General features: G+C 66.2%; 20 protein-coding genes. 9 read left to right on the top strand and 11 right to left on the bottom strand.

Annotated elements, in window-relative coordinates:
• Nucleotides 1-110: 110 nt before the first annotated feature.
• Nucleotides 111-1289, top strand: coding sequence for an acyl-CoA dehydrogenase family protein (locus IEW22_RS07745; protein WP_188586035.1), 1179 nt, complete (start codon nt 111-113; stop codon nt 1287-1289).
• A 6-nt stretch (nt 1290-1295) separates the two neighbouring features.
• Here the strand turns inward: IEW22_RS07745 and IEW22_RS07740 are convergent, their stop codons facing one another.
• On the bottom strand, nt 1296-1700 hold the full coding sequence (locus tag IEW22_RS07740; protein WP_188586034.1) for an NUDIX hydrolase: 405 nt from the start codon (nt 1698-1700) through the stop codon (nt 1296-1298).
• Nucleotides 1701-1802: 102 nt separating this feature from the next.
• Here IEW22_RS07740 and IEW22_RS07735 point away from each other — a divergent pair, with 102 nt between their 5' ends.
• The 4 genes from IEW22_RS07735 to IEW22_RS07720 are packed head-to-tail and all read left to right on the top strand — an operon-like array spanning nt 1803 to nt 4974.
• Nucleotides 1803-2210 carry a TOBE domain-containing protein gene (locus IEW22_RS07735; protein ID WP_188586033.1) on the top strand — a complete coding sequence of 136 codons (408 nt, stop codon included), beginning with the start codon at nt 1803-1805 and terminating at the stop codon, nt 2208-2210.
• On the top strand, nt 2207-3031 hold the full coding sequence (gene modA / locus IEW22_RS07730; RefSeq protein ID WP_229742294.1) for a molybdate ABC transporter substrate-binding protein: 825 nt from the start codon (nt 2207-2209) through the stop codon (nt 3029-3031). The genes IEW22_RS07735 and modA overlap by 4 nt, the downstream gene beginning before the upstream one ends.
• 39 nt (nt 3032-3070) lie before the next feature.
• Nucleotides 3071-3874, top strand: coding sequence for an ABC transporter permease (locus tag IEW22_RS07725; protein WP_188586032.1), 804 nt, complete (start codon nt 3071-3073; stop codon nt 3872-3874).
• Entirely contained in the window at nt 3871-4974 is a 1104-nt protein-coding gene (locus IEW22_RS07720; protein ID WP_188586031.1) for an ABC transporter ATP-binding protein, read from the top strand. Before IEW22_RS07725 ends, IEW22_RS07720 begins: the two co-directional genes overlap by 4 nt.
• Here the strand turns inward: IEW22_RS07720 and IEW22_RS07715 are convergent.
• Nucleotides 4963-6018, bottom strand: a complete 1056-nt coding sequence (locus tag IEW22_RS07715; RefSeq protein ID WP_188586030.1) for an adenylate/guanylate cyclase domain-containing protein — start codon at nt 6016-6018, stop codon at nt 4963-4965. The two genes, IEW22_RS07720 and IEW22_RS07715, sit on opposite strands and share 12 nt — an antisense overlap.
• Nucleotides 5978-7219: a TetR/AcrR family transcriptional regulator gene (locus IEW22_RS07710; RefSeq protein WP_188586029.1), complete on the bottom strand. Its 1242-nt coding sequence runs from the start codon at nt 7217-7219 to the stop codon at nt 5978-5980. Before IEW22_RS07710 ends, IEW22_RS07715 begins: the two co-directional genes overlap by 41 nt.
• A gap of 153 nt (nt 7220-7372) precedes the next feature.
• Between IEW22_RS07710 and IEW22_RS07705 the strand changes: the two genes are divergently transcribed.
• The 3 genes from IEW22_RS07705 (at nt 7373) to IEW22_RS07695 (ending at nt 11942) form a co-directional block, all read left to right on the top strand.
• Complete coding sequence (locus IEW22_RS07705) at nt 7373-8584, top strand: acetyl-CoA C-acetyltransferase (RefSeq protein WP_188586028.1); 1212 nt, start codon at nt 7373-7375, stop codon at nt 8582-8584.
• A gap of 47 nt (nt 8585-8631) precedes the next feature.
• Nucleotides 8632-10806 carry a 3-hydroxyacyl-CoA dehydrogenase NAD-binding domain-containing protein gene (locus tag IEW22_RS07700; protein WP_188586027.1) on the top strand — a complete coding sequence of 725 codons (2175 nt, stop codon included), beginning with the start codon at nt 8632-8634 and terminating at the stop codon, nt 10804-10806.
• 188 nt (nt 10807-10994) lie between these two features.
• Nucleotides 10995-11942, top strand: a complete 948-nt coding sequence (locus IEW22_RS07695) for a type IV toxin-antitoxin system AbiEi family antitoxin domain-containing protein (RefSeq protein ID WP_188586125.1) — start codon at nt 10995-10997, stop codon at nt 11940-11942.
• Between the two features lie 88 nt (nt 11943-12030).
• Here IEW22_RS07695 and IEW22_RS07690 read toward each other — a convergent pair whose 3' ends face one another.
• From IEW22_RS07690 to IEW22_RS07660, 7 genes are all read right to left on the bottom strand, one after another.
• Nucleotides 12031-12993, bottom strand: coding sequence for a R2-like ligand-binding oxidase (locus IEW22_RS07690; protein WP_188586026.1), 963 nt, complete (start codon nt 12991-12993; stop codon nt 12031-12033).
• 62 nt (nt 12994-13055) lie between these two features.
• The gene (locus IEW22_RS07685) at nt 13056-13313 is read right to left on the bottom strand and encodes a hypothetical protein (RefSeq protein ID WP_188586025.1); all 258 of its coding nucleotides are present in this window, start codon (nt 13311-13313) and stop codon (nt 13056-13058) included.
• A gap of 185 nt (nt 13314-13498) precedes the next feature.
• On the bottom strand, nt 13499-14686 hold the full coding sequence (locus IEW22_RS07680) for a hypothetical protein (RefSeq protein ID WP_188586024.1): 1188 nt from the start codon (nt 14684-14686) through the stop codon (nt 13499-13501).
• Between the two features lie 49 nt (nt 14687-14735).
• Nucleotides 14736-16829 carry a phosphocholine-specific phospholipase C gene (locus IEW22_RS07675; RefSeq protein WP_229742293.1) on the bottom strand — a complete coding sequence of 698 codons (2094 nt, stop codon included), beginning with the start codon at nt 16827-16829 and terminating at the stop codon, nt 14736-14738.
• 108 nt (nt 16830-16937) lie between these two features.
• A complete protein-coding gene (locus IEW22_RS07670; RefSeq protein WP_229742292.1) occupies nt 16938-17954 on the bottom strand; it encodes an esterase/lipase family protein in 1017 nt (338 codons plus the stop codon).
• A 126-nt stretch (nt 17955-18080) separates the two neighbouring features.
• A complete protein-coding gene (locus IEW22_RS07665; protein ID WP_188586023.1) occupies nt 18081-20075 on the bottom strand; it encodes a M13 family metallopeptidase in 1995 nt (664 codons plus the stop codon).
• 66 nt (nt 20076-20141) lie between these two features.
• The gene (locus IEW22_RS07660) at nt 20142-20927 is read right to left on the bottom strand and encodes a pirin family protein (protein WP_188586022.1); all 786 of its coding nucleotides are present in this window, start codon (nt 20925-20927) and stop codon (nt 20142-20144) included.
• 295 nt (nt 20928-21222) lie between these two features.
• Here IEW22_RS07660 and IEW22_RS07655 point away from each other — a divergent pair, with 295 nt between their 5' ends.
• Complete coding sequence (locus tag IEW22_RS07655; RefSeq protein WP_188586021.1) at nt 21223-22869, top strand: NTF2-like N-terminal transpeptidase domain-containing protein; 1647 nt, start codon at nt 21223-21225, stop codon at nt 22867-22869.
• On the opposite strand, the gene IEW22_RS07650 is transcribed toward IEW22_RS07655, so the two are convergent.
• On the bottom strand, nt 22848-23291 hold the full coding sequence (locus IEW22_RS07650) for a DUF3054 domain-containing protein (protein WP_229742290.1): 444 nt from the start codon (nt 23289-23291) through the stop codon (nt 22848-22850). The genes IEW22_RS07655 and IEW22_RS07650 overlap by 22 nt on opposite strands.
• Nucleotides 23292-23348: the final 57 nt, after the last annotated feature.

Here is a 23348-nt window from a genome sequence, read left to right as displayed (position 1 = left end):
GCGCTTGGCGCGGAAATCGGAAATCGGTCCATCCGAACCCCTGGCGATCGATCTTACTCAGTAGTAAGTTAGCCACAGACCGTGACAGGGCGGGCATCGAAAGGCGACTGATGACGATCAACCTCGAACTCTCCGAGAAGCTGGCCGCGACCGTCGAGCGCACGCATCTTGCCGCCGAGCACGTCCTGCGGCCCATCGCGCGCAAATACGACCTCGCCGAACACGAATATCCCACCGAACTCGACGACCTCGCGAAACTGGCCAACGATGCCGAGAAGGCGGGTGCTACCGCTGAGCCCGCCGCCGACAAGCGCTCGGAAGCATCTCTGGTCGCCGTACTCGCTGCCCTCGAGGTCTCGTGGGGTGATCTGGGACTGCTGCTGTCGATGCCCGGCCGCGGTCTGGGCAATGCGGCCATCGCGGCGGTGGCCACTCCCGAACAGCTCGAGAAATTCGCCGGGGTGTGGGCGGCCATGGCGATCACCGAACCGGGTGCGGGGTCGGACTCCGCAGCGATCTCGACCACCGCGACCCGCGATGGCGACGACTATGTGATCAACGGCGAGAAGATCTTCGTCACCGCCGGCTCTCGTGCCGATCACGTGGTGGTGTGGGCGACTCTCGACAAGAGTGCCGGCCGCGCTGCCATCAAGAGTTTCGTCGTCCCCCGCGACACTGCGGGCCTCACCGTGGACAGGCTCGAGGAGAAGTTGGGGATCAAGGCATCAGACACCGCCGTCCTGCGTTTCGAGAACGTCCGCGTCCCGGCGGAAAACCTCCTCGGATCCCCCGACATCGACGTCGAGAAGAGCTTCGCCGGTGCGATGGCGACCTTCGACAACACCCGACCGGTGGTCGCCGGTATGGCAGTCGGCGTGGCACGTGCGGCACTCGAGGAGCTTCGGGATGTCCTCGCCGACGCCGGCGTGGAGGTCGACTACGACAAGCCGCTGGCCTCACAGCATTACGCGGTCTCCGAATACGTCCGGCTCGAAGCCGATGTGGAGGCGGCCTACTTGCTGGCCCTGCGCGCGGCGTGGATGGCCGACAACCACATCCCCAACTCCAAGGAAGCCTCGATGGCCAAGGCGAAGGCGGGCCGCGCGGTCACCGACGCCACCACCAAGGCCGTCGAACTGGTCGGCACACTCGGCTTTTCGGAGGTCATGCTGCTCGAGAAGTGGGCCCGCGACGCCAAGATCCTCGACATCTTCGAAGGCACGCAACAGATTCAGCAGCTCATCATCGCTCGCCGACTCCTCGGCAAGAGCAGCGCCGAGCTGAAGTGACTCAGCTCAGCTGAGTTCACGTTCGGCGATGGCCTCGCACACCGGCGTCATCAACGGGGCGAACACCCGGCGGCCGGCGTCCAGCGGCGCCCTCGGATCGATCCATGCGATCTCGGCGATCTCGGCTGCCGCCACCGGCTCGCCGCGCAGTTGCGACGCGAACACCGTGGCCTCCACGTCGGTGTCGGCCTCATTTGCCGCCGGACACACCCAGCGGCCCAGCGGTGTGAGGATGTCGACGTTCAGGCCTACCTCTTCGCGGACCTCCCGGATCGCCGCCTCGATATCGGTCTCCCCGGGCTCATGCTTGCCGCCGGGCAGCATGAAGGCGTGGGTGTTGCGCTTGCGCACCACGAGCAGTCGACCGCGGTCGTCGAGCAGGCAGACCGCGGCCACCGTCAGGCGATTCATCTGACAGACCTTAATGTCACCGCCCGGCCGTTGGGACGCTGAAACGGCCGATCAGCTATATTTCGCACTTGTGACCGCAGAATCGGATAGAGAGCGACTCTGATGACGCGTCTGCGTATTCGCCATGCCGCCGACGTGCTCGGCGTCAGTGACGACACCGTGCGCCGCTGGATCGCCGCCGGCGAGCTGACCTCCGTCGACGACGCCTCTGGCCGTGCGACCATCGACGGCCGTGAGCTGGCGCGGCTCGCACAGCGACGTGCACCGGAAAACGCCGACGACGACGGTTCCGGGATCGTTCGTTCGGCACGAAATCACTTCGTAGGACTAGTCACCGACGTGCGATCGGATGCGGTGATGTCGCAGGTCCGGATGCAGTGCGGGCCGTTCGAGGTGACCTCTCTCATCAGCACCGAGGCGGTCGAAGAGCTCGGGCTCGAGCCCGGCGTGCTGGCGACCGCGGTCATCAAGGCCACCAACGTGATCATCGAGAAGAAGGACATGTCATGATGCGCTCGACTCTTCTGCGGGTGTCCGGGGTCGCGGTAGCTGCACTCGCGGCCGCCGGTGGTCTCGCCGCCTGCGACAACGGCGAGTCGTCGTCGAGTTCGGACGGCACCACACCGTCGGTGGTGACCGCGCAGGCGAGCAGTTCCGCGGCCGCCTCGACCGATCTGTCGGTGTCGGCTGCCGCCTCGCTCAAGACCGCCTTCACCACGCTCGCCTCGTCGTTCGAGAAGAGCCACCCCGGTGTGACCGTGAAACTGGAGTTCGACGGTTCGGCCACCCTGGCCAACCAGATCAACCAGGGCTCTCCGGTGGACGTGTTCGCCAGCGCCGACGAGAAGAACATGACCAAGATCGGCGACAAGGCACTGGACCCGAAGACCTTCGCCACCAACACCCTCGTGATCGTCACCGCCCCCGGGAATCCCAAGGGCGTCAACTCACTCAAGGATCTGCAGCGTTCCGACGTGACGACCGCTCAGTGCGCCGTCCCGCAGCCCTGCGGCAACGCCTCGGTGGCGGTCGAACGCAACGCCGGTGTGACCATCAAGCCGGTCACCGAGGAGCCCTCGGTCACGTCGGTACTCACCAAGGTGACCACCGGTCAGGTCGACGCAGGTCTGGTGTATGTCTCCGATGCCAAGTCCGCGGGCGACAAGGTGACCACCGTCGAGGACCCGGCCTTCGCGACGGTGGTCAACAAGTACCCGATCACCGTGGTCAAGGGCACCTCGAAGCAGGATCTGGGCAATCAGTTCGAGACGCTCGTACTCTCCTCCGAAGGGCGTGACGTCCTGACCTCGTTGGGATTCGGCGCACCCTAGGTTGTGCCGACGATGAGGCGACAGCGTGAGTGAGTGCTGATGCGTTCTGGAGTACGAGACCTGCCACTGTGGGCCTACCTGCCCGCGGTCGTGGGTATGGCGTTGGTGGTGCTCCCGCCGCTGGCAATGGTCGAGAAGACCCCGTGGCACGACTTCACCTCCTTGGTCGGCTCCGAGTCGTCGCGCCAGGCCCTCGAACTGTCGCTCAAGACCGCCGCGCTCAGCACGCTGCTGTGCCTGCTCCTCGGTGTGCCGATGGCGATGGTGTTCGCCGCACACGACGGAGTGGTCATGCGGATCGCGCGCTCGCTGGTGTTGCTGCCGCTGGTGCTCCCTCCCGTGGTGGGCGGTCTGGCTCTGCTCTACACCTTCGGCCGCTTCGGGCTCATTGGAAAGCACCTGTCCGCGTGGGGAATCGAGATCGGGTTCACCACCGCTGCAGTGGTGCTGGCGCAGACCTTCGTGGCACTGCCGTTCCTGGTGATCAGCGTGGAGGGTGCATTGCGGACCACCGGCACCCGCTACCAGCAGGTGGCCGCGACACTCGGGGCCTCGCCCACGCGGGTGCTCTGGCGGATCACCGTACCGCTGCTCATCCCGTCACTGCTCGCCGGTGCGGTGCTCTCCTTCGCCCGGGCGCTGGGTGAATTCGGCGCCACGATCACGTTCGCGGGCAACCGGCCGGGTATCACCCAGACCGCACCGCTGGCGATCTACGTCCAGCAGATCGACGATCCGAATCAGGCGCTCCCGCTGTCGATGGTGCTCGTGGCCATCTCACTGGTCGTGGTGGTCGCCGTGCACGGGCGCGCACGGCGACGCCGCGGTGTCGCCGCGATATGAGCGGTGACCCACACACGGGCGGGTCGTCACATCTGCGCGCTCACGTCGTCTCCGACGTCCCACATCTCGACGTCGACCTCGACGTTGCCTCGGGACAGGTGCTCGCGATCATGGGGCCCAATGGATCTGGCAAGACGACCACGCTGTCGGTGATCTCCGGATTGCTGCGGGGCGGGACCGGGACCACCGTCAGGCTGGGTGAGCGTGAGCTGTGCGGGCGGTCGACATTCGTCCCGCCGTATCGGCGCGGCATCGCGCTGCTGGCACAGGATGCCGGATTGTTCCCGCATATGACCGTCCGTCAGAACATCGCCTTCGCCGCGAGTGCGCGCGGCGACTCGCGTATGCAGGCACGCCGCCGGGTCGATGAGTTGCTCGAGCAGACCGCCACCACCGAACTCGCCGCCCGCCGCCCGGCCCAGCTCTCCGGCGGTCAGGCGCAACGGGTCGCCATCGCCCGGGCGCTGGCGGCCGAGCCGGCGCTGCTGTTACTCGACGAGCCGTTCCGCGCACTCGACGTCGACGTCGCGGCGCGTATCCGGTCGCTGCTGCACGACATCATCGCCGGGCGCTCGCAGACAACGGTTTTCGTGACCCACGATGTGGTCGACGCACTCACGCTGGCCCACCGGCTCCTGGTTCTCGTCGACGGGGAGGTGACCGATCGCGGTCCGGTGCGCGACGTGCTCTCCGCGCCGCAGACCGCGTTCACCGCATCGCTGGGCGGACGCAACCTCCTCGAAGGTGTGTGGGACGGTGCGTATCTCGACACGCCGATCGGACGTCTCGCCGGCGGTGTCGATTCCGGTGTCGACGCGGGTGCGACGCTGTTGGCGACCTTCCCCCCGTCTGCGGTGTCGGTGAATCCCACTGCGACCGACACGAGCATCGCCGCGCGGATCCTGGCTGTGGAGCCCTATGGTGATCGCGCGCGGATCCGTTGTCAGACAGAGCAATCCGAGAGCATTCCGGATGTGGTCGCCGACGCCGACTGGGATCTGGTGGTCGATGCGCATCTCGAGGCCGGCACTGCGGTGCAGCTGAGTGTCGAACCGTCGCAGGTACGGCTGTACAGGCGCACCGAGCGCTTATCGCCGTGAGTCGGAGTGTCTGCGGTTGGGCTGCAAAACCCGTGCGTGCAGACGGCGATACCCGTTGACCGACAACGTCGGGATGGTCTTGATGAAGAAGGTGTCATCGTCGGCGAGTGCGTCGGCGAGTTCGGAATCGATCAGCACCGAACCGGCACGCGCGGCGCCGGCGAGGCGGGCCGCGATGTTCACGCTCTCCCCGAAGACATCGCCGAACCGTGTCACCACCGGCCCGTAAGCCAGGCCCACGCGCACCGGCGGCATGGTCTGGTCGTCGGCGAGCTGCGTGAGTGCCAGCCCGGCATTGCCGGCCGCCGTCGGGTTGTCGATGGTGAAAAGTATTCCGTCGCCGAGGTTTTTGACCACCTGGCCACCCGCGTCGGTGACGATGCTGTGCGCGTTGGACTCGAAGGCGTCGAGGAGGTCGGTGAGCGCCCCGGTGTCGATGCGGCGGGTGAGCGACGTGTACCCCACGATGTCGACGAAGCCCACCACCGTCTCACTCGCGCCGTGCCGGTCGTTCTGCATCGCATTCTGGAGTCCGGCGACCAGATGCCGCCGCCACACCATCGTCTGGGCGATCTCGAATCCCCGGGCCAGTTCGGGGATCCGGTCGGCGAAGCGCGGGTCGCGAGCGATCTGTGCCAGTCGGACGGCCTCCCACTCGGCCAGTCGCGACATGGTCTGACCGATGGTGCGCGCGGTCGCGATCTCGTACTGCAGCGCACGTTCGTCGGCTTCCTCACCCGGCACATCCCGGTCGGCCATCACGAACAGTGCCAGGGCATCGAATTCGGCGTCGGTGAGCACCGGCCCACCGGTCGGATCGTGTGGGAGGCCGAACGCGCTCCACACCCGGTCGGCATGGTCGTTGCTGATCCCGTACTCGGTGAGGATGTCCTCGCGGGTGCGTGTGCGCTCGGCGCCGCCGAACAGATCGGTCAGCGCATCGGAGACCGATGACGTGGCGACCGGTGTGGAGTCGGGTGTGCTGGGGTCGGGGGTTCCCGAATCAGCTGTCCCCGCGTCCGTCGCCGATGAGTCCGAGTGCACCCTTCATAAGATAGGCCAGCTCGGCGGGGAAATCGGCGCGGTTGGCGTTTCGGCCCATCCGCACCGCGTCGTTGGCGATACTCAACGCCGCATGAACCTGTAGCGCTGCCTCGCCGACGTCGAGCTGCGCCTGGCCATCGCGCCGGCGGCATTCCTGGAGCAACGAGATCCATCGGCGCACGTAGTTGCGTTGGACGGCCAGCAACTCGCGCGTGGTCTCACCGTCGGCGTCGGCGAGGACATAGGTGTTGTCGAATCCGACCGACAGGTCGGGGGTCTCGGTGATGATCTGCACGTACGAGTCCACGAGTCCGGCCAGCAGCTCGGGCGGGCGGGCCGCCGCGGCGAAGATCGCGTCGGCGTCGGCCTCGAGCCGGTTACCGCTGCGCCGCGCGATTCCCGCGACGATCGCGCGTTTGGAATCGAAGTGGTTGTACACCGACGGGCCGGAGATGCCGACCGCAGCGCCGATCTCGTCGATCCCCACATGGGCGAAGCCGCGCGTCATGAACAGCTGGGCGGCTGCGTCGAGGATCTGTTCGCGACGCGTCGGGGAGGTGACCTCGGCGCGCTGCCGGCGCCGCTGGGCGGGCGCGTCGTCGGGAGACAGGCGGATGAGACGTTCGATCACCTCGGCGATCTGCGCGCGGGCGCGCACCGACGACAACCGGGTGTGGTGCACCGAGACGCTGCCCACCACGCTCATGATCGCCCACGACAGGGTGCGCGAGCCCGGTGCGGCTGCACGCTCGGGACCGAGCAACCCCTGTGACCAGTGCGAGAGCATCGCCTTGGTGCGGGCGGCGATCTCGTGATTCTGCTCGTCGGAGAGGAAGACGCTGTTGGCGCGCCACAGCACCGCGGTGGCGGGTCGTGAGACCGCGACCGAGCTCAACACCCGGAACAGGTCGGCGCGATCGGAGCGGTCGTGCACCGAGCTGACCGTGCACTCCTCGAGTTCCTCCACCCCGCGCAGCACGGCGGCGAGCAGCAGCGACTGTTTGTCGGGGAAGTGCCGGTAGAGCGCGGGTCCGGTGACGCCGGCGGCGCGGGCGACATCGGCCACCGACACATGGGCATACCCGCGTTCGAGGAAGAGTCCGGCGGCGATGTCGGCGAGCTGGTTCTTGCGTTCCCGTGATCGGGCGGCCCGCACACCGGTGCGCCCGATGGCGTTCGCGGGGCGCTCGTCGATACTCATGGTGAATCGAGACTAGCCCACGCTGGCGCGGTATCGCGACTATCTGACCAGTTGCTATGGTCTTTTCTGTTATCGGGGGTTAGCCTCGTGGCAGTAGTGCAACTCCCAGGCTGCCCGGTGCCCTGCGCCGGGTCATCGTGAAAGGAACGTCGAGTGCCTGAAAACGCATTCATCTACGAGGCGTTGCGTACGCCGCGCGGCAAGCAGCGCAATGGTTCGCTGCACACCGTCAAGCCGATCGACCTGGTCTCCGGGCTGATCAAGGAACTGCAGGTCCGTCATCCGGATCTGGACCCCACCACCATCGACGACCTCGTGCTGGGCGTCGTGTCCCCGGTCGGCGAGCAGGGTGCGGTCATCGCCCGCACCGCCGCGCTGGTCTCGGGCCTGCCGGAGACCGTTCCGGGCACCCAGGTCAACCGCTTCTGCGCCTCGGGCCTGGAAGCCGTGAACCTCGCTGCTCAGAAGGTCGCCTCGGGCTGGGATGACCTCGTCATCGCCGGCGGCGTCGAGTCGATGTCGCGCGTGCCGATGGGCTCCGACGGCGGTGCCCTCTTCGAGGACCCCACCACCAGCTACGACAACTACATCGCCCCGCAGGGCATCGGTGCCGACCTGATCGCCACCATGGAAGGCTTCAGCCGCGACGACGTCGACGCCTATGCCGCCGAGTCGCAGGCCCGCGCCGAGAAGGCGTGGAGCGCAGGCTACTTCGCCAAGTCCGTGGTCCCGGTCCGCGACATCAACGGCGTGACCCTGCTCGACACCGACGAGCACCGTCGTCCCGGCACCACCGCCGAGGCACTGGGCAAGCTGAAGCCGGCCTTCGAGGGTATCGGCGCGATGGGCGGCTTCGACGCCGTGGCGCTGCAGAAGTACTACAACTACGAGCGCATCAACCACGTGCACACCGGTGGTAACAGTTCGGGCATCGTCGATGGCTCGGGCATCGTGCTCGTCGGCAGCGAGGCCGCGGGCAAGGCGGCCGGCCTGACCCCGCGTGCGCGCGTCGTCGCCACCGCCGAGATCGGCTCCGAGCCGACCATCATGCTCACCGGTCCGACCCCGGCCACCGAGAAGGTGCTGCGCAAGGCCGGACTGACCGTCGACGACATCGACGTCTTCGAGCTCAACGAGGCCTTCGCCGCCGTCGTCCTCAAGTGGATGAAGGATCTGAAGATCCCGCACGAGAAGACCAACGTCAACGGTGGCGCCATCGCGATGGGCCACCCGCTCGGCGCCACCGGCGCGATGATCCTCGGCACCGTGGTCGACGAGCTCGAGCGCACCGGCGGCCGCTACGGCCTGGTCACGCTGTGCATCGGCGGCGGCATGGGTGTCGCCACCATCGTCGAGCGCGTCTGATCGTCGTCCAACCTACCGATTTCGAGACTCAAGGAATCTGAAAACTCATGAGTGACAACATGATTTCGTGGGAGAAGGACGCCGACGGCGTCGTCACCCTCACCATGGACGACCCGAATCAGGGCGCCAACACCATGAACGCGCTGTTCATGTCCTCCATCGCCGAGATCGCCGACCGCCTCGAGGCGGAGAAGGACGACATCTCCGGTGTCATCATCGCCTCCGCCAAGAAGACCTTCTTCGCCGGCGGCGACCTCAAGGACATGACCACCGATCGCAGTGACGAGGATCCGGTGGCCGTCGCCACCGAGATCGAGAACCGCACCAACGAGATGAAGCGCAACCTGCGCCGCATCGAGACCCTGGGCAAGCCGGTCGTCGCCGCCATCAACGGTGCCGCACTCGGCGGTGGCCTGGAGATCGCGCTGCACTGCCACTACCGCGTGATCGCCGACGTCAAGGGCGCCGTGGTCGGCCTGCCCGAGGTCACCCTGGGCCTGCTGCCCGGTGGCGGCGGCGTCACCCGTACCGTGCGTCTGCTCGGCATCCAGACCGCCCTCATGGGAGTTCTGCTGCAGGGCAAGCGTTTCCGGCCCGAGGATGCCAAGAACACCGGTCTGGTCAACGAGGTCGTCGCCTCGGTCGACGATCTGGTCCCCGCCGCCAAGGCGTGGATCGCCGAGCATCCCGAGAGCCAGCAGCCGTTCGACGTCAAGGGATACAAGATCCCCGGCGGCGGTCCAGCCCAGCTGTCCAAGGCGCAGATGCTCCCGGCCATCCCGGCTCTGCTGCGCAAGCAGGTCAAGGGTGCACCGATGCCGGCACCGCGTGCCATCATGGCCGCTGCCATCGAGGGCGCCTACGTCGACGTCGACGATGCCGATCTGGTGGAGACCCGCTACTTCACGTCGCTGGTGACCGGCCAGGTGTCGCAGAACATGATCAAGGCGTTCTTCTTCGACCTCAACCACATCAACGGTGGCGGCTCGCGTCCGGCCGGATACGAGAAGTACACCGCCAAGAAGGTCGGCGTCATCGGCGCCGGAATGATGGGTGCGGCAATCGCTTACGTGTCGGCCAAGGCCGGTATCGAGGTCGTCCTCAAGGACATCGATCTCGACGCCGCCAAGCGCGGCAAGGGCTACTCGGAGAAGCTCGAGGCCAAGGCTCTCGCCCGTGGCAAGACCACGCAGGAGAAGTCCGACGCGCTGCTCGCCCGCATCACCCCGACCATCGACCCGCAGGATTTCAAGGGCGTTGATCTGGTGATCGAGGCCGCCTTCGAGTCGGTCGAGGTCAAGCACAAGGTGTTCCAGGAGATCGAGGACATCGTCGAACCCGACGCGATCCTGGGCTCGAACACCTCGACCCTGCCGATCACCATCCTCGCCGAGGGTGTGAAGCGTCAGGAAGACTTCATCGGTATCCACTTCTTCTCGCCGGTCGACAAGATGCCGCTGGTGGAGATCATCCGTGGCGCCAAGACCTCGGATGCGGTGCTGGCCAAGGTTATTGACTACACGCTGCAGATCAAGAAGACCCCGATCGTGGTCCACGACAGCCGTGGCTTCTTCACCAGCCGCGTGATCGGCACCTTCATCAACGAGGCACTCGCCGCCGTCGGTGAGGGTGTGGAGCCCGCCGCCATCGAGCAGGCCGGCAGCCAGGCCGGTTACCCGGCCCCGCCGCTGCAGCTGTCGGATGAGCTCACGCTCACCCTGATGCAGAAGATCCGCAAGGAGACCGAGGCCGGCGCCAAGGCCGAGGGCAAGCCGTACCCGGAGCACGGTTCGTTCGCGGTGGTGGACTGGATGCTCGAGCAGGGGCGTACCTCGAAGAAGGACGGCAAGGGCTTCTACGACTACGACGAGAACGGCAAGCGCACCCAGCTCTGGCCGGGTCTGCGCGAGCACTTCAAGTCGGGCTCGGGCAATGTGCCGTTCAAGGATCTGCAGGAGCGCATGCTCTTCGCCGAGGCGCTCGAGACGGTGAAGTGCTTCGACGAGGGTGTTCTCGATTCCGTCGCCGACGCCAACATCGGCTCGATCTTCGGTATCGGCTTCCCGGCTTGGACCGGTGGTGTCATCCAGTACATCAACCAGTACGAGGGTGGACTGCAGGGCTTCGTCGACCGCTCGCGTGAGCTCGCCGCCAAGTACGGCAGCCACTTCGAGCCGCCGGAGTCGCTGGTCAAGAAGGCCGCGGCAGGCGAGAAGTACTGACGCTGTAGCTGTTTCGTGAGCGGGGTCCGGCCGGTCTGGTCGGGCCCCGCTTTCGCGTGTTCGGGGCCGTTCCCGCTCACCGATTTGGCTCCCGCTCACGGAGTTCGGTGAGCGGGAGGTAAAGCGGTGAGCGCGAGCGTTCGCGTGAATGACGGCGTGTGAACCTGATCGGACCCGGCGGCGTCTGTATGGGTGTGACGCTTTCCATCTCCGGCCTTCCAGCCGACCAGTTCGGTCTGATCCGTCGTGACGCGGCTCTCGCACACGATGTGTCCGACAAGCAGCTTGCCGCGGCGGTGCGACGCGGTGAGCTGATCCGGCTCGTGCCCGGCGTCTTCGTGGCCGACCCCGGCCGGTTCGCCGGTCACGGTGGTCGCGACGAGCTGTATCGACTCCGGTGCGTGGCCGTCGCAACGTCGGAGTCGGCCGGCGGATTTCCGCTCAGTCATGCATCCGCCGCCGCTGTTCACGGGCTCGGCACCCTCAAGCCCGATCGCGATCGCGTTCACGTGACGAACGGGCGTTCCTCGGGCGGCTCGATCCGCACATATCGCCACATCCATTCCGGTGCACTGCACACCGAAGACGTCACGGTGATCGACCAGATCGCCGTGACCTCACTCGAACGCACGGCAGTCGACGTCGCGGTCACCGGCGACTTTGCCCAGGCGCTGACCGTCTTCGATGCAGCACTGCGTCATGGCGCCGATCGAGACCTGATGTCCGATCTCCTCGCCGCTGGGCGCCGAACAGGTATTCGTGCGGCGCGCCGCGCCATCGCCCTGGCCGACGGACTGTCGGAGAGTGTCGGCGAATCGTGGAGTCGTGCACAGATGATCGACGCGGGACTACCGATACCCCGACTCCAATCGATGTTCCGGAGTCGGTCGGAGTATCGCTGCGACTTCGAGTGGGAGCGTCGGCTCATCGGTGAATTCGACGGCGTGCACAAGTACGGACGTCTGCTCCGGCCCGGCGAGACACCTGCCGACGCGGTGGTGCGGGAGAAGGTGCGTGAAGACGAGCTGCGGGCGATGGGTCTCATGGTGGTGCGATGGACGTGGGCAACCCTCGAACGCGGTGAGATGGTACCGCTGCTGCGGGCCTGGATGGCGCGGCTGGGTATTGCCGGGTGAGGCTCCCGCTCACCGAATTACCTCCCGCTCACGGAGTTCGGTGAGCGGGAGGTAAAGCGGTGAGCGCGAACACTTCGCGCGCAGATGCCTAGGCCGATGCGTCGAGGGCGCGCTCGTCTTCGGCACCGAAGGTGTCCTCGAGCGTCTCAGGGGAGTGGTCGAGGTCGATCTCGGCGACGTCACGACCGCGGGCGGATTCGATCGCCGACAGTCGTCGCTGGGCACGGTCGGCGGCGTAGGTGAGGAACACGTCGCTGTCGATGCCGAACGGCTCCTCCTCGAACTGATCGTTGACCCAGGTGATCATCCCCAGCGCGAGGGGTAACAGTTCACCCATCCGCTCGGTCACCGCATCCCAGAGTGAATCGTCGGCGGCCACATGTCGTCGGCAGGTGAAGGTGCCCCACGCCATGTGCCGACGTTCGTCGTTGCCGATGTGACGGATCAGCTGCTGCATGCCGGGGAAGATCTTGTTGCGGGTGCACACCGTCTGCCACGCGTAGTAGCCCGTCAGCGCCAGGCTGCCCTCGATCACGTGGTTGTAGGTGACGCTCGCGCGAATCTGGTTGCGCGGGGAGGGATCTCGGTCGAGCAGATGCAGCGACGCGGGCAGCTCCTCGTAGAACAACTGCCGGTAGTAGGGGTTGTCGGCGACATAGGACTGCAGGTCGTCGGTGAGCCCCACCGCATCCATCCAGAGGCGGAACACCTGCGTGTGTTTGGCTTCCTCGGAACAGAATTGGGTCAGATACATCTCGTCGCCGAAACGCCCTTCGGCGGCCATCGCGTTCATGAACGGCTGGATGTCCTGGGTGACCGCCTCTTCACCGGCGACGAACTGGCTCACCAGATAGGTGCTGCTGCGGCGTTGCTCGTCGTTGAGTCCGGCCCAGTCGTCGGCGTCCTGGCTGGAGTCGATCGACAACGGATCCCAGAACTTGGCGTTTCCCTTGGCGAACAATCTCAGCGGGAAGGACTCCCAGCTCAGTCCGCCGCTGCGTAGCGAGGAGAAGTCGTCGCGAGTGTGGGTGGGGTGCGGGGCGAGCGTCATGATCATCACCAACCGGGGCTGTTGAACCGCGTTGTCCGTTCACGCTATCCCGGTGACGTGCGTCACGTTGTGGTTTTCGGCGCTGGGGCGGCGACCATCCCGACCGGGTCGCGTCGGCCCAGACGGCGAAGCGTCGGCCACAGGTTCTTCGGGTCGTGCGGACGTTCGCAGAGTGCAACCGGAATGCCCTGTTCTTCGTTGTCGACGCCGATACCGTTGTCGAGGGTCGCGAGAACTGTCCACGATCGGATAAGTGTTGTTGCTCTGTGCAGTTGACCGCCGACGATGAGGACGGCGTCGGTCTCTGAGGGCGAGGCCACCGCGCACGATCGTCTGTCTGGGAAACACCCATGTGTGGCCCGGGTGGAGAACGGCCTATCCATCGGGTGGCAGCACTGATCGTCGCGTGGTGTCGCTGGCTCCGCATTCGGGCCGCGCGATGAATGCGCGGGCGCCGGTATCAATGGCAACCACGCTAATTCCCCGTCAGCCCGCCGGCGACCGCTCAGTGCGGCCGAGAGCTGGTGCGCCGCGACGGCGCCGTCACCCGATGGCGGGTGTCGGAAAAGCACAGTGACTCCAGAACACCCTGTGTCGTCTTGAGCACGTAGGTGGGGCCGGCGGCGTTCACGACGTCCGGGAGACCGATCACGGCCGACACCACGGTCGCGCCCACTGTGGCGATGTCGTCGAGGAGATCGGTCGCAGCCTCGGCCATGTCGAAGGCGTCGTCGAGCTGGACCTGTGACGCCGGGATCGCTTGGGACCAGCTGCGCTCGTCACTCTGTCGCACCACCCCACCGACGTACAGCGGAAAGGGTCCCAGGATGTCGAGGACGGTACCGAGCGTGCCGAGGTCGGCGGCTTCGAGCGGCAGTGCATTCTTGGGGACGCGAATGGTGTTGAGCGCAGCGAGGATACGTTTGCCCTCGGCATCGTAGGAACCTCGCTGGGCTGGGCTCACGCGATCACGCTCCTCGCGGAGGACGCGAATGGTGAACTGGCCGAGGCTCTCTGAGGCGATCGGCGCGCAGGTGGCGTCGGCGAGGTCGACCTTTCGTACGTCGGTCATCACCTGCGCGGGAATCGTGGTTGGGGCGGGGAGCGGGGACCGCTGATGGACGGGCCCCGGCCCGGCCAGACAGTTCTGAGTGGTGTACGCCTCGACGTACTTGCCCAGAAGGCCCGCGATCTCCGGCACGGTGGACAACACCGGCGAGAAGTTCGCCGCGAGCTCCAGACCGAGTAGCGAGTCCTCGAGTGCCTCGTTCAGCGTCAGGTCGCTCGCGCGGTATTGCGTGCGGTAGGTACCGTTCTTGATCGCGATCACTTGTTGCACAAGTGCATTCGACGAGTGCATGCCGCCGGCGGCGGTTTCCTGCGACACGTCGACGGCCGGATCGATGACGGCGAGTGCGCTCACCCGTGACCGATCGAGCCAGCCACTGACCGTGGCGCCGGCGGCCTCGATGGCCGGAGCCATCGCCGACGGCATCGACCGTCGCAGACTCGCGGCGGTGAAATCGACGACGTCGGAGAGGCTCAGCTGATCGGCGGTGCGACAGGTGGGGTGCTGCGGTGACGCTGCCGGCGCGGCCGACCCGGTGGGGGCGGTCACGGTGAGGGTGGCGAGCGTGGCCACGCACGAGATCACCGTGGTGGCTATGCGGGCGCCGGCGGATGGTGTGGGCATGGGTCTGCTTCTGTCGTGGCGGTCTGCGGGTGGGGTCGGTCCGGTCGTGTCAGAATCGCTGCGACTGGCTCGGTTGACCGTTCTCGAGATGGCCGGCGAACCGGCGCCGCAGGCCGGGATAGGTGGGGGAGGTGACGGTGACGTCGTACCAGCCGTGGTCGTGTGCCAGTGCGTCGATGATGTGCTCATGCCGCGCTGCCACGCCCGCGACGATCTCCTGTCCGCCGATGCGGATGCGCGCGGGCTTGTTCCCGAGATTGGAGATCGCGATCACCAGTTTGGGGTAGGCGGTGCCGATGACCGAGGTCGACACGTCGAGGGCATCCGACGGTTCACCCGACGCTGCGAGCAGAAATCCGTTGGGGCCGTGCACCGTCACGTCGAGCTGGCCGCTGGGGGACACGAACACGCTGGACGTGTGCTCGGGTGGGATGGTGAGGTGGGTGACCCCGATCTCGGGCGAACCCTGGTCGCGGACATGTATCGCGACCGCAGCCGAACCGAGGTTGTTGACCATCACCTCGTGGCCGCGCGGGGCGTGTACGGTGTGCGCGCCCAGCTGGTACGGCAGCGGGCGCGCGGGTCGGGTGCCACGCTCCTTGACGCTGGGGGTGTCGAGGCCGCCGAGTGGTGGAATGGTGGTGGGCAGCTTGGTCTGCACGCCCTGGGCGTGCAGCTTGAGCGCGTTGGCATCCGGGAGTGACGGGAAGGAAGCCTTCTTGGTGGTGAAGTCGAAACAGCTCAGGAGATCTCCACAGATCTGTCGCCGCCAGGGTGAGATGTTCTCTTCGCGAACGCCGGTCCACCGTTCGAGGAATTGGAGCACGGAGGTGTGATCGAAGACCTCGGAGTTGACGAAACCGCCCGTGCTCCACGGTGAGATCACGGTCATCGGCACCCTCATGCCCAAGCCGATCGGTGTCTGGCCACCGAGGTCAGCGGTGGGGATCCCCAGCGGCTGACCGGCCCAGGTGATGGGGAAGGAGTTCGCATCGGAGATGAGCGGCAGGAATTCCCCCGGTGTGCCCGGTGGTGGCACCGGCGGTGGGATGTGATCGAAGAAGCCGTCGTTCTCGTCGTAGTTGATGAAAACGACTGTTTTGGACCATAATTCGGGGTCTTTCCAGATTGCGTTGAGCATCGCCTCGACGAATGCCTCGCCGTAGGCGGGACGAGCGGAGGGGTGCTCGCACCAACCGTAGGGTGCGACCACCCAGGAGACCGCGGGCAGGTGTCCGGCGGCACAGTCGGAGAGGAAGGTGTCGAGGACATGCTCGACCTGTTCCCCCTTGCCGGAGTCCGGTTTCCATCGTGTGTGCAGGCCTGCACGTTGTGCGAGCCGTTGACGACGGGGATCGTGGGAGTTGAGGGCATCGTGATACTGCTTGAACAGCCACAGCGAGTTGTCGCCGTAGTCCCCGACGTAGGGGTGATCGTCGCTGTTGCCGACCTCGTCGTTGGCGTAGACGCGCCAGGAGATCCCGGCGCGCTCGAGACGTTCGGGGTAGGTGGTCCAGCTGAACGTCGGGGTGTAGTCGAGTGGATTGGTGCTGGCCGGGCCGCCGTGTCGTCCCTCGGGATCGATGGTTCCCGACCAGAGGTAGAGGCGGTTGGGGGTGGTCGGGCCGAGAAGTGAGGCGAAGTAGTTGTCGCAGATCGTGAATGCATCGGCAAGACCGTAATGGTATGGGATGTCGGTGCGGCTGAAATAGCCCATCGTGTAGTCGGACTTCCACGTTGGCCAGGAGTCGTTGCGCCCCTCATTCCACGCCAGGTGCATCGTTTCCCAGTCGTGCGGCAGCGAGGGGACCTCCTGCGCATCCGATCGGGCAGTGTCGAGATGAAAGGGGGCCAGCGTTGCCGTCTTGGCGAGGTTGAGCTGATCGAACACCGACCGGCCGCCGCCGATACGTACGGCAGTCGGATCGTCGAAACCGCGTACACCTCGCAGGCTTCCGTAGTAGTGGTCGAACGATCGGTTCTCCTGCATGAGGATCACGACATGCTCGACCTGGTCGAGGCCTCCCGGCGGTTTGGCTCTCGCCTCGGCCTCGGCCTGACGTACTCCGGACGAAACTGCGGCGGCGCCTGCGGTGAGTCCGGCTGATTTGAGAAGCGTTCGTCGGCGAATTCTTGTGGGCACCAGCCGGCTCCGATTCTGAACGGCACTGTGGGGGGTAAAGGGCGGAGGCAGTGAGGGCGGATTGGCGAGGCGTGGATGGTCGGGAGCGGATGGTCAGGGGTGTCCGGATCAGTTGTCGAAGTACCACGCGCGCGGTGCACAGACGACCGGGGTCGAGATCCCCAGTGCGCGTTCGGTGTAGGAGATGACACGCGGATCGTAGGTGAACGTGGTGTGGTCGGTGATGTCCTGCTCGCAGCCGTCCTGGACGAGGATGTTGTGGACGGTCGCGCCCGGTCCCGCCTTCAGGAAGGTCAGGTAGTAGGGCGTGGTGTATTCGTCATAACGGGTCGAGAGCACCGTGTAGTCGATCCCGCTGAAGGTGTCGCCGCCCTTGTTGAGTGCGGTGATGAACGGCGAGCCCACCTGCTGGTCGGTACCCGCATAGCCGGCGACCGGGATCATGAACGCGTTGGAATCGAGGTGGAGGGCGTTCAGTGCGTCGCGCACCGACGACAGGCCGTTGGAGGTGGTGCCGTGATTGGTGGCCACCAGCGTCACGACCTTGCGCACCTTGTTCTTGCTCGGGTCCGCGGCATCGGCACCGCCGTCGAACTTCAGATACTGCCGGATCATGGTGCCGCCCTGGGAATGTCCGACCATGTCGACCTGCTTGGCGCCGGTGGCGGCCAGTACGCGATCGACGAAGGCACCGAGCTGGACGGCCGATTGTGCGACGGGACCCGCCCCGTACTGGCCGCCGTTCTGCAGCGACTGGATGCCGCCGCCCTGCTGTGCGGACAGGATTCCGACGTTCGGCGCGAAGACGCAGAATCCCTGCGCCTTCAGTTTCGGCGCGAGGGCCGCCCACGTCTGATAGGCCGATTCCCACGTTCCGTGCACCAGCACCACCGGTCGCGGATGTTCGGCCGACGGCTTGCACGACCAGTCGTTGGCGCCGGGCGGGATCGCCTCGGGATGCGGGTAGGTGGCTGCGGTGCGAAATGCCGTCTGGACCGGACCGCTACCGACCGGATCCACCGATGTCGATGACGGCGCCGCGCCGGCGGTACCGCCGGACAGAGCGAGAACGGAGCATGCAGCGATCACGCTCGCCGCGACGGACACAAGCCTTGTGGCACGCACGAAAATCCCCCTGGTGGTCGATGACGTGAGTCAAACACCACGCCGAGGGTGAACGCAATCAAAGTGGCGATTGCGCACCGTTGCCACCGCATGTGACGGCGACCTCATCGACACCGTGTGTGTGAGTCACCAGATGCGGACGCGGTTCTCCGGTTCCAGATACAGCGAGTCACCCGGTTCGACCTCGAAGGCGTGATAGAACGCGTCGATGTTGCGCACCACACCGTTGCACCGGAATTCCGGCGGTGAATGCGGGTCGATCGACAGTCGTCGGATGGCCTCGGCCTCACGGGTCTTGGTGCGCCACACCTGGGCCCAGCCGTAGAACACGCGCTGCAGGCCGGTGAGCCCGTCGATCACCGGCGCCACCACATTCTCGGTGGCGATTTGGTAAGCGACCAGTGCGATGGACAGCCCGCCGAGATCGCCGATGTTCTCACCGATGGTGAAGCTGCCGTTGACCTTGTATTTCTGGTCGAGACCCGACGGGGTGAACTCGTCGTACTGCTTGATCAGTGCGTCGGTGCGCAGCGAGAATTCCTTGCGGTCGGCGTCGGTCCACCAGTCCACGAGATTGCCGTCGCCGTCGTATTTGGATCCCTGATCGTCGAAACCGTGCCCGATCTCGTGGCCGATGACTGCACCGATTCCCCCGTAGTTGGCGGCGTCGTCGGCGTCGGGGTCGAAGAACGGCGGCTGCAGGATCGCCGCGGGGAAGACGATCTCGTTCATCCCCGGGTTGTAGTACGCGTTCACCGTCTGCGGAGTCATGAACCACTCATCATGATCGACCTCGCGGCCGATCTTGGCGAGTTCGCGGTCGTTCTCGAAGATGTTGGCGCGCGCGACATTTCCCAGCAGATCGTCGCGGCGGATCTCCAACTCCGAATAGTCGCGCCACGTGGCGGGATAGCCGATCTTCGGCGTGAACTTGTCGAGTTTGGCCAGCGCCTTCTCGCGGGTCTCCGGGCCCATCCAGGCCAGCGTGGAGATGTTGCGGCGGTAGGCGGCGATCAGATTGTCGATCAACTCGTCCATCCGCGCCTTGGCCTCGGGCGGGAAGTGCTTGTCCACGTAGAGTTTTCCGACCGCGAAGCCCAGTGTCCCCTCGACGAGCGACACGCCCCGCTTCCACCGATCGCGGATCTGCGGTGCTCCGGTGAGGGTCTTGCCGTAGAAGTCGAAGTTCTCGTCGACGAATGCCGAGGAGAGATACGGCGCCGCCGAGTGCAGAATTCGCCAGGTGGTCCAGATCTTCCAGTCCTCGAGCGGCTTGTCCGAGAACAATGCCGCGGCTCCAGAGAGGAAGGACGGCTGGCCGATGACCACCTCGGCGAAGGTCGGGTCGGCGTCGGAATTGAGACCTGTGAGCCATGCGTTGACGTCGAAACCCTGTGCCTGCGAGGCGAACTCGTCGAAGGTCGCGAGGTTGTAGCTGAGTTCGGCGTCGCGGCGACGCACCACATCCCAGTGTGCGGAAGCGATCTCTGTCTCCAGGTCGAAGACCCGTCGTGCCTTGTCTGCGGCATCGTCGATACCGGCGAGGGTGAACATCTTCTCGATGTGCGCCAGATACGCCTCACGGGTCTGCGCGTGGTTGTCTTCGCGGTAGTACGACTCGTCGGGGAGGCCGAGCCCCGACTGCATGATGTGGACGAGGTAGCGATCGGAGTTCTTGGCGTCGGTGTCGACGTAGAAACCGAACAGGCCGCCGGTCCCGGTGCGCTGTGCCTCGCCGAGGAACCGTGCCAGCGAGGAGGTGTCGGTGATGTCGTCGACGGCGGCGATCTGGTCGGCCACCGGGCCGAGTCCGAGCTCCTCGACGCGATCGGTATCGGAGAAACTCGCGAACAGATCCCCGATCTTCTGTGCGTCGCTACCGGGTTCGGGATGTGAATCGGCGGCCTCGGTGATGATGTCGCGTACGTTCTCCTCGGCGCGGTCGCGCAGTGTGTTGAACGCTCCGTCGATCGAGCGGTCGTCGGGGATCTCGTGCTCGGCCAGCCACGTTCCGTTGACGTGGACGTACAGATCGTCGCCCGCCGACACGGAGTCGTCGATCCACTTCAGATCGAGTCCTGACGGACGATCGGTACCGGTGGATACTGTGCTGTCGGTCATGGGTCCTATCCTGTCACGATTTCGTCACGATAGATGTACCTGCGGGACGGGTCAGTTCGTGAGTCTTCACGCCGGATCCATCAGGCCGCGGTGCATCTCCCAGATCAGGATCTCGGTGTCGGGGTCGATCCCGCGCACCGACACCGCGGTGGTGGCGCCGTCCTCGCCGGCATCGGGATCGGTGAGCCGCAGTGAGCCCCCTGCTTCCATGACGACCGGTCCGTCCGTGTCGGCTCCGGACAGGTCGAGTCCGGTCATCTCGGCCCGACCCGACGTGACGAACACGTGCACGTACCGCGCCTGCGGGAGCGTCACCGACTGGCCCGGTGCCGGGCGGGCGACGTGCAGAGCCGCGCCGCTCGTTCCCAGGCCGATGGCTCCGGGCCGCTCGGGGATACCCGAGGCCAGCGTGACCAGGACCGAGCGCGCGAGGTCGGCGGAGACGTCGGCGTGTTCGTAGGTCGCAGCGGTGTCGGCGTCGTCGGGCGCCAGTGTCATCTGGATGAAGTGGACGGGGGTGGCGGCATCGTTGCGTTCGGAGTGTTCGACTCCGGCGCCGGCACTCATGCGCTGCACCACACCGGGGGGCACCGATCCTTCGTTGCCGTCGGAGTCACGATGACTGAGCACACCCTCGAGTACCCAGGTGAGGATCTCGGAGTTGCGGTGGCGATGGAGGTCGTAGCCGCCGCCGGGTGTCACGGTGTCGTCGTTGAAGATCAGCAGGGTCCCGTGATGGGTGTTGTCCGGGTCGTAGTGATCGCCGAAGGAGAATCCGTGGCGTGACACCAGCCAGTCGGTGGTGGTCACCGCGCGCTCGGCGGAGCGGATCAGGGTGGCATACACACACATCAGTGTGGCTGCGTCGCGGCCGAGCCGGTGCGCCGGGGCGATCGGGAGGCACAGAAGGTCGGGCGGTCGGGCGATCTTGTTCCGTTCGTGACCGGGATGCTCATCCGCCCGCTGATGCACTTCGCTATCGTGAAGCCAGGTGTGAAGACAGTGTTGAGACGCAACGAGTTGCAACACTGTGACTAACCCGTTAGCCAACTGACGGGTTTCGATACATTGTTATTGATGTGACCAGAGTGAAAATTGTTACGTGGCTGGGGTGCGAATGGCTGGTGGTGCGACGGTGCGGGCGGTTGTGAGTGCTCTCGCCGTGACTGCGGTGGCGGGTTCGTTGCTTGCCGGATGTGGTTCCGACAAGCGATCGGGTCTGGAGAAGGTCGCCGACTCGTATGCGTCGGCGCTGGAGAAGCGGGATGCCTCGAAAGCGGCGAACCTCACCACGTCGCCGGTCCAGGCCGGTGAGGCGATCGACGCCACGCTGCGCGGTGTCGATCCCGAGCGGGTGGACGTGGAGATCGCCAACCCCGTCTCGTACTCCGACGGCAGCGGCAGTTTCACCCTCAAGACCACCTGGGACATCGGGACGACCCCGCACGCAGGAGCAGACGCCCCACATCGCACCTTCGTGACCACCTCGCAGGCGACCGCTCGGCATCTCAGCGCCGGGTGGCGTCTGCAGTGGAACCCGTCGTTGATCTACCCGGGACTCCAGCCCGGCGGATCGCTGCAGGTGATCGACACCGACGCGAAGCCCGTGCCCAAGGTGGTGGCGGCCGACCGCAGCACGTGGATGGCGCAGCAGCCGGTCAACACCGTGACGATCGCGTTCTCCAAGACACCCGACCCGGTGGGGTCGGCTCGTGCACTGTCGGCCGACCTGGCGCCGGTGGCGCCGGCGATCACCACCGAGGTGATCCGCAAGGCGGGTGCCGCGGCCAACGGGGCGCCCGCAACGGTGGTGAGCCTGCGCGACGACGACCTGGCCGCACTGCCCAACGACCCGGCCACGATTCCCGGGGTGGCGGTGACCAAGGGGTCGGACCTGCTGGTTCTCGACCGTCGGCTCAACACTCCGCTCTCGGCCGGGGTGAAGGCCGCCTGGCAGGACATCCGTGACGCGACCTCGGGGTGGCAGGCACGCATGGTCAACCCGAACGCGGCGCCGGTGATCATCGACCAACAGCAGGGCAAACCGGGCCCGAATCTGACCACCACATTCGACCCCAACACCCAGCTCGTACTCGAGGACTCGGTGGTCGAGGTGGCCCAGCCGGCGGCGATGATGGTGCTCAACGCCACGACTGGTGGCATCCAGGCCGCGGCGTTCAACTCCGCGGCGAGCGCTGGCGACCTGAGCCTCACCGACTCCTACCTGGTGGGGAGGACGCTGGATCCGGTCCGGGCGGCGATCGACGCCGGCGCCAACGGTGACGACAAGAAGCGCGGCGCGATCACCGACACCCTCGGGTTGGGGCTGTCGTTCCAGGTGCCCGGCGTGCAGGCGGTCGGGCAGACCGTGCAGGCCAGTTCCTCGACATCGTCGATGAGTGTGGTGCCGGTGTCGTTCGACAAGAGCGACCCCAAGTCGACGATGCTCGGGATGGGTGCGCTCGGTCTGGCGATCGCCCAGGGCAAGACGGTGCTGCCGTCGTTCGTGACGGTGGGCAAGACGAAGGTCACCGGTGGTGATCCCGGCACGGTCGACCCGAAGGTGAACGCCGCGATCAACGCCGCGATGAAGACCACTGCGGCGACCGGCGACGCCAGCGATCTGGTCGACGCGCCCGGACTGCGCGCACTGGTCGGCACCAACGGCCCGCAGGGACCCGGCTGGTTCCTCGGCATCCAGGGCAACCGCGTCGTGGTGATCTACTGCGAGGGTGAGAAGTCGGGAACGGCCTCACTCGCGGTGGCGCAGCGTTACTTCCGTGAGATGCGCTGAGCGGCGGAGTCGGTCGGTCCGGTGTGCCGGCGGCGTTCGACCGCTCCGGCGATCACACGCCAGCCGAGCAGGAACACGCCCAGTACGACGGCGGCGACGATCACGAAGCTGACCGCGATCCCCTGGTTGAACAGCACGCGTAACACCATGCCGATGGCGACCGTGCACACCCAGATGACCACACCCTCGGGAACCGGCGAGGCCGGTTCGAACCGGTGACGGGTGTCGGCGGTGGAGCGGGCCTGGACCCACACGTAGCAGAGCGACCACCCGACCGCGGCGCCGGCCGCGAACGGCCACCACGTGGACACGATGCCGGGGATCGAGAGCCCGTCGTCGTGGTTGGCGCGGCCGATGATCACGAAGATCAGGATCAGCACGGCATCGGCGAGGGCGGCGCGCAGCAGCACGGTGCGGTTCAATCCGTCTCCATTCGCGTCGGTGAGAGCAGTCCACGGTGTGAGGATCCGGTCCGCGGG

Origin of the sequence: Gordonia jinhuaensis (genome assembly GCF_014639795.1) — a bacterium.
GTDB classification, from domain to species: Bacteria; Actinomycetota; Actinomycetes; order Mycobacteriales; family Mycobacteriaceae; genus Gordonia_B; species Gordonia_B jinhuaensis.
This window is presented reverse-complemented; position numbering and strand designations above follow the sequence as displayed.